This is a genomic window from Paraburkholderia sp., from assembly GCF_035948235.1.
GTDB lineage: Bacteria > Pseudomonadota > Gammaproteobacteria > Burkholderiales > Burkholderiaceae > Paraburkholderia.
Map to the genome: position 1 here is coordinate 1 of NZ_DASZJJ010000195.1, position 12,342 is coordinate 12,342.

Annotated in this window: 13 protein-coding genes and 1 pseudogene; 3 read left to right on the plus strand and 11 right to left on the minus strand. The window is 62.3% G+C overall.

The genetic code is table 11. From position 1 onward, the window contains the following. On the plus strand, window positions 1-1,398 hold a 1,398-nt coding region (gene tssA, locus VG320_RS16835; protein ID WP_327201223.1), incomplete at its 5' end, for a type VI secretion system protein TssA. A 62-nt stretch (window positions 1,399-1,460) separates the two neighbouring features. Here tssA and VG320_RS16840 read toward each other — a convergent pair. From VG320_RS16840 to tssK, 4 genes and pseudogenes are all read right to left on the minus strand, one after another. Next, window positions 1,461-1,736, minus strand: coding sequence for a PAAR domain-containing protein (locus tag VG320_RS16840; RefSeq protein ID WP_327201224.1), 276 nt, complete (start codon window positions 1,734-1,736; stop codon window positions 1,461-1,463). A gap of 41 nt (window positions 1,737-1,777) precedes the next feature. Next, entirely contained in the window at window positions 1,778-2,209 is a 432-nt protein-coding gene (gene tssE, locus VG320_RS16845) for a type VI secretion system baseplate subunit TssE (RefSeq protein ID WP_327201225.1), read from the minus strand. Window positions 2,210-2,216: 7 nt separating this feature from the next. Next, window positions 2,217-2,882, minus strand: coding sequence for a DotU/TssL family secretion system protein (locus VG320_RS16850; protein WP_327201226.1), 666 nt, complete (start codon window positions 2,880-2,882; stop codon window positions 2,217-2,219). After that, window positions 2,879-3,163: pseudogene (gene tssK / locus VG320_RS16855) on the minus strand (type VI secretion system baseplate subunit TssK); the annotation flags it as partial. The pseudogene tssK and the gene VG320_RS16850, both read right to left, overlap by 4 nt. Window positions 3,164-3,242: 79 nt before the next feature. Between tssK and VG320_RS16860 the strand changes: the two are divergent. Both VG320_RS16860 and VG320_RS16865 read left to right on the plus strand, forming a co-directional pair. Beyond that, a complete protein-coding gene (locus VG320_RS16860) occupies window positions 3,243-3,716 on the plus strand; it encodes a beta galactosidase jelly roll domain-containing protein (RefSeq protein ID WP_327201227.1) in 474 nt (157 codons plus the stop codon). Between the two features lie 137 nt (window positions 3,717-3,853). Continuing rightward, on the plus strand, window positions 3,854-4,096 hold the full coding sequence (locus VG320_RS16865) for a fimbrial protein (RefSeq protein WP_327201228.1): 243 nt from the start codon (window positions 3,854-3,856) through the stop codon (window positions 4,094-4,096). A gap of 170 nt (window positions 4,097-4,266) precedes the next feature. On the opposite strand, the gene VG320_RS16870 is transcribed toward VG320_RS16865, so the two are convergent. The 7 genes from VG320_RS16870 to VG320_RS16900 form a co-directional block, all read right to left on the minus strand. After that, on the minus strand, window positions 4,267-5,904 hold the full coding sequence (locus VG320_RS16870; protein ID WP_327201229.1) for an AMP-binding protein: 1,638 nt from the start codon (window positions 5,902-5,904) through the stop codon (window positions 4,267-4,269). Window positions 5,905-5,993: 89 nt separating this feature from the next. Further along, the gene (locus VG320_RS16875; protein WP_327201230.1) at window positions 5,994-6,410 is read right to left on the minus strand and encodes a RidA family protein; all 417 of its coding nucleotides are present in this window, start codon (window positions 6,408-6,410) and stop codon (window positions 5,994-5,996) included. A gap of 18 nt (window positions 6,411-6,428) precedes the next feature. After that, on the minus strand, window positions 6,429-7,637 hold the full coding sequence (locus tag VG320_RS16880) for an acyl-CoA dehydrogenase family protein (protein WP_414696061.1): 1,209 nt from the start codon (window positions 7,635-7,637) through the stop codon (window positions 6,429-6,431). Between the two features lie 4 nt (window positions 7,638-7,641). Then, window positions 7,642-8,499 carry an enoyl-CoA hydratase family protein gene (locus VG320_RS16885; protein ID WP_327201231.1) on the minus strand — a complete coding sequence of 286 codons (858 nt, stop codon included), beginning with the start codon at window positions 8,497-8,499 and terminating at the stop codon, window positions 7,642-7,644. Between the two features lie 69 nt (window positions 8,500-8,568). Further along, entirely contained in the window at window positions 8,569-9,120 is a 552-nt protein-coding gene (locus VG320_RS16890; protein ID WP_327201235.1) for a MarR family transcriptional regulator, read from the minus strand. After that, window positions 9,117-9,896: an SDR family oxidoreductase gene (locus tag VG320_RS16895; RefSeq protein WP_327201232.1), complete on the minus strand. Its 780-nt coding sequence runs from the start codon at window positions 9,894-9,896 to the stop codon at window positions 9,117-9,119. Before VG320_RS16895 ends, VG320_RS16890 begins: the two co-directional genes overlap by 4 nt. A gap of 2 nt (window positions 9,897-9,898) precedes the next feature. Then, complete coding sequence (locus VG320_RS16900; protein WP_327201233.1) at window positions 9,899-12,259, minus strand: bifunctional salicylyl-CoA 5-hydroxylase/oxidoreductase; 2,361 nt, start codon at window positions 12,257-12,259, stop codon at window positions 9,899-9,901. Window positions 12,260-12,342 lie beyond the last annotated feature (83 nt).

Consider the following 12,342-nt stretch of genomic DNA (forward strand, 5'->3'; position numbering starts at 1 on the left):
GACGACGCCCTGATCGTGGGTTCGTGCGAGCAGTTGCTGAAGGAAACGGGCAAAGATCTCCGGTTGGCTGGCTATTATGCCGGCGCACGCTTGAGGCAGGCGGGGCCGGCCGGGTTTGCAGACGGGCTGGAACTGGCCGCAGCGCTTGTAGAAAGGTTCGGAGAGTCGGTACTGCCAGCTCGCTCCGAAGCGAAAAAAGGCGCGCTGGAGATGCTGGCCACGACGCGCATGATGGACTTGCTGGTGAGCCGCGGCGAGCCCGCACCGGCTGATCTGGAACGCTCCCTTGCGGCGCTCGATGTGCTTGTCACACAGACGCACGCCTGGTCCGAAGCTGCGCGCCCAAATCTGCAGGCGCTCGTTTCGCGATTTGAACGCCAGGAAGAACCGACTGGCTTTGCCTCGGACACGCCACCTGTCTCTTCGCCGCCCATGACGGCAGGAGGTACGTCCAGCGCAATCTCTTCGACACGCGACCTGTTGGAGCAGACGCGAAGGATGGCGGCGTGGCTAAGCGACCAGGAACAGGGCTATCTGCCGTCGGTGCGACTCGTGCGCTGCGTGCGCTGGGACACCCTCCACGACGTGCCGCCGGCGGATGCGGCCTCACGCACTCGGCTTGTGCCCCCACGCGCCGATTTGCGTGCCCAGATGAGGCGGCTCGTCTTGCAGAAGCATTGGAATGAACTGCTTGAGCGCGTCGAGGGTGCGTTCATGGAAGGGGTCAATCACCTGTGGTTCGACCTGCAGTATTTCCAGCACGTTGCACTCGATCATGCTGGCGCGCCGTATAACGCCTGGCGCGAACTATTGCGCGCGGACTTCGCGCTTTTCCTGGAGCGATTGCCAGGTATCGAGCGCCTGGCGTTTAACGATGGCACGCCATTTGCCGATGACACGACGCTTGAATGGATCGCCCGGCACGCCGTGGTGCGTGATCTGGAAGCGGGAGAAGCGGTCGCGCCTCTGCCGGTGTCGGCGCACAGCGAGGAAGGGGGAACCGGAGACTGGCCTGAAATCGAAGCGCAGGCGAGGGATATCTACAGCCGCGACGGTATCGAAGCGGCCTTCGGGTGGCTCGAAAGTCTACCCGGCATGAAGACCGAGCGTCATCGTTTCCTGCAGCGCTTCGTGATGGCGCGCCTGGCTGGTCATGCAGAGCGTGTCGACGCAGCCATGGCGCTCCTTCTCGAACTGGATGCATCGACGAAATCCCTGCCACTCGCGCGCTGGGATCCTGCACTCGTGTTCGAGGTCAAGCTTCAGCTCGTTCGCGCATTCAAGACCGCGACCAGCCGCAAGGACGCCGACAAAACGGGACTCACTCGCCAGATCGCCGAACTGCAAGGTGAAATGACCGTTCTGGATCCGGCCCGCATGCTGACTCTGACGCTATGAGGTTTTAGGTATCGGGTGCCACGTCGGCTCCCGCTTTTTCTCAAGCCGATTGCTAGCGATATCTATTCGTCGTAGTAGTCCGAACGGGCGATCACGCGATTTGTGCCACGCGGACACTGGCATGCCACGATATCGCCATCTTTCACGGCAGTCGTGCTCGTCAGCCCCCAGCCTTTCGCGGTACCCAGCATGGGGCCAAGGTGTCCGCAGAGTCCGCAGGAGGCCAGTCCACCGTCCTTCGCCAGCCCACCGTTCTCGTCCGAGAAGGACTCGTCAGCATCCAGAACCTCTCCACCAGTGGTCGTCCTGTTGCCCTTGATTGCCAACATCACTCCCATGTTGCGTCTCCATTTAGAGTTGAATTACGGTCTGTGCGCCATTAATACCGGTCAAGCACCGCCTGCAGCATTTTCAGGCGTGTCCTGCCATCCGGCGTGAATACCGTATCGAAGCGCACGAGCCCTTCCTTGTGCAAATGGCACTTCATCGTGAAGCTGACCATGATGCCTGGTTCCGGAGTCTGCACTTCAATTTCGACTTTCTTCAGACGCGGCTCGTATTTGAGCAAGGTTGACTCGATCGCATTGCGCAGCTGATGCGTAGACGACGGCAGGTGCCGATATATTTCTGACAGGTCATCGAGGCCGAAATCCGGCAGGTGCGCAAGAGAGCCGCGCCGGCTGTTCAAGATGCGCTCGATGTTGTCCCGCACCGAAAAGAAAGTCTGATCCTCTTGCGAGAAATCTCTCGCGGCTGAGCCGTCGGCAAAATGCCCCGTAATCCGCTCAAAGAGTCCTGGTCCAGTACGCATGCGTGTCTTAGTGCCCCATGCCAGCGATCGAGGAGACCAGCCACCGGTCGATGGCGAGCCAGACGAATCCTGCGGCAACGCACGCAACCAGCACCCAGGCGAGCGGCGACAGACGACGCCTGCGCCAATTGGAAGGGCTCACCACCACCGGTCCAGAGTAGTCGGGCATTGCACCATCGACGGCGCGCTCAAGTCGCCCGTCAATCGAGCGGATGAGTTTTGTGCGCGCTTCGGCCTCATTCACGGCAAAACGCCCCGTGAACCCAAGTTTGAGAACTGCGGCGAAGATCGCGAGCAGTGGAAGTACAGGTCTCGGTTCTCGTAGGCGCTGGCCGATCCGACGCAGCAATTCCTCGCCCGCATCGTTACGCCCGAACACGCCGACCTGTAGGGGTTCGCGCTCCCACGTATCGCGCGCCTCGCCATGCAGACCCTTGAGCGCCGCCTCATCGAGCAGTGCGCACTGCGCATAGAGCGCGTCATCGATCACGTCATGAGGCTGACCGCGCCGCAACAACTCCTCGCGCAGTCGTACGATCTGGCCATCACATTCTTCGCGTAGGGTATGCAGCGAAGGCGGATTTCCCCTGCGAAGAGCCACAACGATGCTGGCCGTGTCGCGCAGGGCGACAGGCAACAGATCCGTGTTGGATTGCGCTGTGGCGATGTTCATGACGGCAGCACCGCATAGAGTTCAAGCTCGGCTTCGGGGATCGAGGCTGGAAGATAGATCTGGCAGGCGCGCGCGGCGATCATCCGCTTGAACGCCGCATCTGAACTGTCCACCGCGAAATACTGGTTCTCGATGCGAACCGGAATTGCGGCTGGCAGCCGCGACACCGGACGCAGTGCAATACCGGCCAGCGCTGAATTGACTACCTGCTCGACCTCATCGGGGGCCCCCATCTTGCACAGCGCCGGCAACTGCTCCAGAAGCGCATGGGCGGGCATCGACTACATCGGATGGGGTTCGCTCTGTGGCTGGACGATTCTGGGTGAAACGCCGTCGGTCGCGGGCATTGGCGGTTTGTCGATGCCGCCCACCGAAGGCATTTATGGTGGCATCGCCTGGAAGATTCAGGGCGGCAATCCGGCGGACTATCCGAACGCTTCCGGCCTGACGGGCGAGCGCAACGGCTGGTACAAACCTGAATATTCCGATGCGGGCTGGGCATCCGTCAGGCTTCCGGACGGCAGTGTGCCCAGGGGGCAGGTTGGCTGGTATCGGACAACGTTCAGCGTCACGGCGCCCGCGGGTGTTCGCTTGCCTCTTGGCGTCCCGATACCCGTGGAGGCTCAGCCGGGCGAGCTTTTCGTCAATGGTGTTCACATCGGCCGGCCCGGACGCGACAACGCGGAAGTGTTTCCTCTGACGCCGGGTCTCGTCTACACCGATGGGCGTCCGAACGTCATCGCCTATGCCCGTTGGGTGGTCGGAAGTTCCAGCGTCACACCTGCGCTTTCGCTGGTTGCCTTCCCGGCAGAGAAGGTTATGGCATTGCCCTGAAGATCTATGTCACGCGAGGCCGTAGCGAGTTGACTTTACCGGATGGAAGCTCGTTGTTGTAGACGGCCTTGCTCAGGCGCTTACGCTCCGTCTGCGACCGCGCATCTTTGTGGCCGCGATCGCCAGTGGCGCCTACGATGACTCTCACACCCGACTCGTCGGCGAAGGGTGTCGGTCTGCAGATCCTCAACAACAGCGGCGTGCCGGTCGCATATGGTCCGGATTCGGCTGCAGCGGGCAATCTGAATCAATGGTCGGCGGCCGTATCGGCGGCGGGGGCGTTCAGCATTCCGCTGAGCGTGCAGTACGTACGCACGTCCGGCACGCTCGTCCCAGGCACCGTGCGCGGGCTAGCCACGTTCACGATGTCGTATCAATGAGCCGATTTCCGTGACATCTGGCAGGCGGTGAGGGCGCTGCGTGGTCGTGATGCGAGCGATGGCATTAGCTCAACACTTCAATACAGACATTATATGAATAATGTCTAAATAATTATTCTTTTTGTTAGATATTTGACGGTTTACGTTGTATTACCTACGAAATCCTCGTCTCACATCGTTTTCAACGCCGAACGCTTGAGCTTCCCCGTTTCTGTACGCGGCAGGGCGTCAATAAAAGCGACCAGCCGGGGATATTTGTACGCAGCCACCGTGTTCTTCACGAAGTTCTGCAAGTCCGCCACCATCGCCTCGTCGCCCTTGAACCCGGGCCGCAGCACCACAAACGCCTTCACCACCTGACCACGCATTTCGTCGGGAACGCCCGTCACGCCGCACTCCGCAACGGCGGGGTGCTGCATCAGCACCGTCTCCACCTCCGGCCCGGCGATGTTGTAGCCCGAGGAGACAATCATGTCGTCGGCGCGCGCCTGGTAGAAAACGTAGCCATCCGCGTCGATCGACACTGCGTCGCCGGGCAGATTCCAGCCATCGCGCACGAACTTCAACTGTCGATCGTCGGCCAGATAGCGGCAGCCGGTCGGACCGCGCACAGCGAGGTTGCCCGTCACGCCCGGCGCCACCGGCTGAAGCGCGTCGTCGAGCGCCTGCACGACGTAGCCCGGCACCGCTCGCCCGATCGAGCCGGGCCGCACATCACCGCCCGCCGACGATACGAAAATATGGATCATCTCTGTGCCGCCAATGCCGTCGATCATTTCGATGCCGCTCGCTTCGCGCCAGAGATCGCGTGTGCCTTGCGGCAGCGCTTCGCCTGCCGACACCGTCTTGCGCAGGCTGCTGATATCGACGTCCCGCACGATCGGCGCCATCTGCCGGTAGAAAGTAGGCGCCGTGAAAACGACGCTCGCGCGAAATCGCTCGATGGTTTGCAGCAGCAAAGCGGGCGTGAGCTTTTCGATCAGCACCGTCGAGGCGCCCACGCGTAGCGGAAAGCAGAGCAGGCCGCCCAGCCCGAATGTGAACGCCAGCGGCGGCGTGCCGCAAAACACGTCGTCAGCCGTTGGCTTGAGTACGTGGCGCGGGAACAGATCGCACATCGCCAGCACGTCGCGATGAAAATGCATGCAGCCTTTGGGCGTGCCCGTTGTGCCGCTCGTAAACGCGATCAGGCAAACATCGTCGCTGGCCGTATCGCAGGCGCGAAATCCGGCGGGTTTGACGGCGGCGAGGCTTTCCAGGCTTCCGGGCGCATCGTCGTGGAAGTAGCAGACCTGCTTGAGATCCGCGCAGAAGAATTCGTCTTCCGGGTTCGTGCAGCGCGCCAGTTCCTCGGTGAGCCGCACGTCGCAGAGCGCCGCGCTAACGCGCGCCTTGTCGATGATCTGCTTGAGTTCCTTCGCGCGCAGCAGCGGCATTGTCGGCACGGCCACCAGACCTGCTTTCAACGTGGCCAGCAGCGCCACCGCCATCTGCAGCGTGTTCGGGCCGCGCAACAGCACGCGGTTGCCGGGTTGCAGGCCCATCTCTTCGACCAGTACATACGCGCTGCGATCGACGAGTTCACGCAACTGCGCATAGGTCGTTGCGTGAGGCTTGCCATCGATCTCAGACCAGATAGCGGGGCGTTCGCCATAGCCGTGCTCGATGGCCTCGTCCAGCAGTTCCGCCGCGCAATTGACACGCTCTGGATAAGCAACATCGGCATTGTCGAGCAGCAGCACGGGCCATTGCGACTCGGGCGGAAGATGATCGCGTGCGAAAGTGTCCACGTGAGCGGTCGGTTGCATGATGACTCCGGCTGGCTTGTCGAACGATTCTCTTGCGTAGTACTGCTGTGCTTTTTCCGGCCAAACTGGCTCGGCGAGCCGGCAGCGGTTTATGAGGTGGACAGGCGCGCTTCGTCGGGAATCACGGCGGTTGCCTCGATTTCCACTTTCGCCTCGTCCTCCACCAGCGCCACCACCTGAACGGCGCTCATGGCGATATCGTAGTCGCCGATCAGCTCGCGAAACGCTGCGCCGATCTCCTTGAGCGATGCCAGGTACTCCTTTTTGTCGACGACATACCAGGTCAGACGCACGAGGTGTTCCGGCTTGCCGCCCGCCGTCTCCAGCACGGCCACGATATTGCGCAGCGCCTGCACGGCCTGCGCGCCGAATTCGCTGCTGGTAAAGCGCGCGTTTTCGTCCCAGCCAATCTGGCCGGCGATATACACCTGGGTTCCCCGGGCGGCGACGCCGTTGGCATAGCCGCGCGGCTTGACCCAGCCGGCAGGGAGAAGGGCTTGTTTCATAGGGGTTTCGCCTTTGAGTTACGCCGCCTCATGAGCCGCGTGATATTCCTTCAACAGATCGCGTCCGACTATCAGTTGCTGCACTTCGGTCGCGCCTTCATAAATCCGCAGCGAACGGATCTCGCGGTAGAGCGATTCGACCACCTGACCGCTTTGCACGCCCATACCGCCCCACAGTTGCACGGCTGCGTCGATCACCTGCTGCGCACCTTCGCTCGCCTGCCATTTCGCCATCGCCGCTTCGCGCGTTACGCTCACGCCCTGATCGCGCAGCCACGCGGCGCGATAAACGAGCAGGGCGCTGCTGTCGATAGTGAGCGCCATTTGCGCGAGCTTCGCCTGCGTCAGTTGAAAATCGCCGAGCGTATGATTGAACATCTTGCGCGACGCCGCGCGCGCAAGCCCTTCGTCCATCGCCCGGCGCGCAAATCCAAGCGAAGCCGCCGCCACCGAGGTGCGAAAGATATCGAGCGTACGCATGGCGATCTTGAAGCCTTCGCCCGGCGTTCCCAGCAATTGCTGCTTGCTCACGCGCGCATTGGTAAAGCGCAGACGGGCGAGCGGATGCGGTGCGATCACGTCGATGCGCTCGGCGATTTCCAGCCCAGGCGTATCGGCATCGACGATGAAGGCGCTGATACCGCGCGCGCCAGGCGCTTCACCGGTACGGGCGAAAACCACATAGAAGTCCGCGATGCCGCCGTTCGAGATCCACGTTTTCTCGCCGTCGAGCACATAGTGTTCGCCGTCATCGCGCGCAGCGAGTGCCATTGCCGCCACGTCCGAGCCCGCGTTCGGCTCGGAGAGCGCAAACGCGGCGATCGCTTCACCTTGCGCAACACGCGGCAGATAGCGGGCCTTCTGCGCGTCGTTGCCCGCGAGCGAGATCGCGCCCGATCCAAGACCCTGCATCGCAAGCGCAAAATCGGCGAGGCCCGAATGCTTCGCCAGCGTTTCGCGCAGCAAACAGACGGCGCGCGTATCGATCGTGTCGCCATGGCCGCCGTAAGCGGTGCCGCCCACGCCGTAACGCAGCCAGCCCGCGGCGCCCAGCTTGCGCACCAGCGCGCGGCAGGTATTGTCGACGTCGTCGTGCGGCACATGCGCGAGATGTTCGCGCGCCCACGCCTCTACATCCGCTGCGAGCGTGCGGTGCCGGTCTTCGAAGAACGGCCACGCCAGCGCGCCGCGCAGTTGCTCTTCAGCCGATTCTTTCAATGCATTCACGTGCTCAATCCCCCTTGAATACCGGACGCGACTTCGCGGCAAAGGCTTCGTACGCGCGGCCGAAATCCCGCGTCGCCATGCAGATCGCCTGCGCCTGTGCTTCGGATTCGATCGCCTCGTCGATGCTCATGGTCCATTCCTGATGCAGCATCTTCTTGGTGATGCCATGCGCGAAGGTCGGCCCTGATGCGAGATCGCCAGCGAGTTTCTGTGCCTCGGCTAGCAACGATTCAGGTTCGCACAGGCGGTTGTAGAAGCCCCATGCATGGCCCTCCTCACCGCTTGCGGAGCGGCCCGTGTAGAGCAGTTCTGCTGCACGCCCTTGACCAATGATGCGCGGCAGGATCGCGCACGCACCCATATCGCAACCCGCGAGACCCACGCGCGTGAACAGGAACGCCAGCTTGCTGCGTGCCGTCGCGTAGCGCATATCGGCAGCCATCGCGAGAATCGCGCCCGCGCCCGCACACACTCCGTCCACTGCAGCGATGATCGGCTGCGGACAATGACGCATGGATTTCACGAGGTCGCCAGTCATGCGCGTGAACATCAGCAACTCGGGCATCGGCAGATCGACGAGCGGTCCGATGATGTCGTGCACGTCGCCGCCCGAGCAGAAGTTTTCGCCGGCGCCGTGCAACACGACCGCTTTCACATCCGTTGCGTAGACGAGTTGACGAAACAGGTCGCGCAGTTCCGCATACGATTCGAACGTCAGCGGATTCTTGCGCTCGGGGCGATTCAGCGTAATCGTCGCGACGCGCGCATCGACCGACCAGCCGAAATGCGTCGCCTCGTAACCGGCGAGCGTCGTGCGGTTACCCGCAAAAAGCGCGTCCGCACGGGAGCGTTCTGTCGTCAAGATGTGTCTCCTTCCAGATGTCTTCGATTGCCCTGATTGCGCTGATTGCGCGCCCGTCGTGGCAGGCGGCTAGCTTTCGAGGCTCTTGCGCAAATGCTGTTTGAGCTTGCCAAGACGGTCGTGCATTTTCGCTTTCTCGTCGAGCGAAAGGCCGCCGAACATTTCCACGACCCATTGTTCGTGCGCCGCCGCCATGCGGTCGAACGTGGCGCGTCCCTCGGGCGTGAGCCGTACGGCAGTGGAGCGTCGGTCGTCGGGATCGACGTCGCGCACGACGAGGCCTTCTTTTTCCAGCTGATCGGTAATGCCGGTGACGTTGCCGCCCGTCACCATCAGGCGGCGTGACAGCTCAGTCATTCGGAGTCCTTCTGGATGCCGCTCCAACTGGGCCATCAGGTCGAAGCGAGGCAAGGTGGTGTCGAAATCCGTGCGCAGGCGGCGGCGCAGTTCGGCTTGCACCAGATTGGTCGTGGTGAGCAGGCGCAGCCACAGGCGCAGGCCCATATGGCTGTCGGCGCCGGTGCTCATTTCCATATCGACCACATTTTCTGCGGGTTTTTCGACGCCCTTGCGCGTGACTTTGGCGGCCGCATGCTTGCGGGAGGGCAGGGGCGAGGTCATGTGATTTCTCCACCGGAAACGGATATCGATTGCCCGGTGATCGCGGACGATCCGGGTGCGCAGAGCCATAGCACCGCATTGGCGACTTCGTCGGGCTGCACGAAGCGCTGCTGCGGATTGTGGCGCACGAGGATGCTACGCGCCTCGGCCTCGCTGCGCGAGGTCTTGCGCGTGATCTGCTCCAGTGAAGCCTGCAACAATTCCGTTTCCGTATAGCCAGGGCAGACCGCATTGACCGTCACGCCTTGCGTTGCCACTTCGAGTGCAAGCGCGCGCGTCATGCCGATAACCCCATGTTTCGAGGCGCAATACGCGGCCACATACGGATAGCCAACCTGGCCCGCCGTGCTCGCCACATTGACGATGCGCCCGCTTTTCTTCGCCAGCATCGCGGGCAATACGGCGCGCGTGCACAGGAAAGCGCCCGTGAGATTGACGTCGAGCATGCGCTTCCAGAGCGCAAGATCGGTCTGCACGAACGGCGCGGCCGTCGCCTGGCCCGCGTTGTTCACGAGAATATCGATTGCGCCGAGGCCTTTGACAGCGTGTGCGAAGGCGGAATCGACCGACTCTTCATCGGCCACATCGACACTGACACAGGCGATATTTTCTCCGCCGCCCAATGCCCAGCGCTGCGTTTGCAGCTTGGCCGCATCGCGGCCCATGAGCGTGACGCGTGCGCCCGCGCGTAACAGCATGGCCGCCGTCGCTGCGCCAATACCGCTGCCGCCGCCGGTTACCACAGCGTGGCATTCGTTCAATGTCAATTTGCTCATGCTCACACCGTCCCTTCGGCGCGCTGCGCGCGTTCCAGCGGCGAAAGACCCGCTGCGGCCGCCGCAGCAGCGCGTTCGCGCTCGATATTGCGTTCGAGTTGAGTCTTTGCGGCGGTGTATTGATGCGGCCACATCACATCGAAATAGCCTATTTTTGCGGCCTCGTTGAGCGTCCACGCCGGATTGGCCAGATGTGGACGCGCCACCGCGCAGAGGTCTGCCCGGCCTGCCGCGATAATGCCGTTGACGTGGTCAGCCTCAGAAATCGCTCCCACCGCGATTGTGGCAATACCGGCTTCGTTGCGGATACGGTCCGCGAACGGCGTCTGGAACATCCGGCCGAATACGGGCTTTTCGTCCTTGCTGACCTGGCCCGACGACACGTCGATCATGTCCGCGCCGGCGTCTTTGAACGCGCGCGCGATATCCACTGCATCGTCCGGCGTCATGCCGCCTTCGACCCAGTCGTGCGCGGAGATCCGCACGGAAATCGGCTTGTCCTGCGGCCATACCGCGCGCATCGCCTTGAACACCTGCAGCGGGTAACGCAGGCGATTCTCGAGCGAGCCGCCGTATTGATCCGTGCGCTGGTTCGTGAGCGGCGAAAGAAAGCCCGACAGCAGATAGCCGTGTGCGCAGTGCAATTCGAGCCAATCGAAGCCGGCTTCGGCGGCCATCTGGGTCGAGCGCACGAATTGCGCTTCGATCTCGCGTAGTTCGTCTTCGCTGGCTTCGTGCGACCACTGGCTCACACCGCGCAGATATTGCAGGGGCGAAGCCGAGACGAGCGGCCAGTTGCCATCGTCGAGCGGCTGATCGATGCCTTCCCACGCCACGCGCGTCGAACCCTTCGCGCCGGAATGGCCTAACTGGATGCCGATCTTCGCATCGGACTGCGCATGCACGAAATCGACGATGCGCTTCCACGCACTCAGGTGCTCCGGCGTGTACATACCGGGGCAGGCGGGCGTGATGCGCGCCTCAGGCGAGACGCAGGTCATTTCGGTCATCACGAGCCCCGCGCCGCCCATCGCACGCGCGCCCAGGTGCATCAGGTGATAGTCGCCCGCAACGCCGTCGTGCGCGGAATATTGCGCCATCGGCGACACGACCACGCGGTTCTTGAGCGTAACGCCGCGCAGCGTATAAGGCGTAAACATCGGCGGTACGGCGCGCGCCTCAGCGCCTGCGCGCTGCGCAAGCCACGCTTCGAAGCCGCCGAGATACTGGGCGTCCCGCTCACGCAAATTCTCGTGCGAGATGCGCTGCGAGCGCGTAAGTAGCGAATACGCAAACTGTTCAGGCTCGAACTTCGCGTAACGATCGACGTGCTCGAACCATTCGGTTGAATTGCGCGCGGCGTTCTGGATTCGCAGAACATCGACGCTGCGCACGCTCGTGTAGTGATGCAGCGCGGCGCGCAGGTCGCCGGGATGCGTGTCCAGACTGTTCGCGAGTTCGATGGCGTCTTCAAGCGCCAGCTTGGTGCCGGAGCCAATCGAGAAATGCGCCGTGTGCGCCGCATCGCCCATCAGCACGACGGGAACGGCGTTGCCATCGGCGGCGGTTTTCCAATGCACCCACTCGCGATTCACCACGCGCGGAAAGCGGATCCATTGCGAGGAGCCGCGCAGATGCGAGGCGTTCGAGCGCAACGCGTGGCCGTCGAGATAACGCGCAAACAGCTTTTCGCAAAAGGCGATGCTGTCTTCCTTGCTCATCTCCTCAAGGCCCGCGGCACGCCAGACGTGCTCCGGTGTTTCGACGATAAACGTAGAGGTGTTGTCGTCGAAGCGATAGGCGTGCGCCTGAAACCAGCCGAATTCAGTTTCTTCGAATGCGAATGTAAAGGCGTCGAACAGCTTCGATGTGCCGAGCCAAACGAAGCGGCAATCGCGCAGATCGATATCGGGCTGATAGGTATGGGCGTATTTCTGGCGCGTGGCGCTATTCAGACCATCGCTGGCGATGATGAGGTCGGCGTTCTGCACGTCGTCGTCGCTGATCTGCGATTCGAATACCAGCTTGACGCCAAGCTGCTCGCAGCGTGCCTGCAGGATATTGAGCAGGCGTTTGCGTCCGATACCGCAAAAGCCGTGGCCCGACGAGCGCACCGCATGGCCGCGAAAATGGATTTCGATGTCGTCCCAGTGATTGAACGCGTCGAGGATTTCAGCGGCGCTTTCCGGGTCCGCCGCGCGCAGATTGCCGAGCGTCTGGTCCGAGAACACCACGCCCCAGCCGAACGTATCGTAAGGCCGGTTCCGCTCGATCACGCTGATCTCGTAGTCCGGGTGACGCCGCTTCATCAACAGGCCGAAGTACAGTCCGGCTGGCCCGCCGCCGATGCAAACAATGCGCATGCTCGCTTCCTCGCTCAATCCGTAAGCTCAGAGTAGGCCTAGATACTTTAGGTGTCAAGTAATTTGCCGGAAGGGCGGGTAAG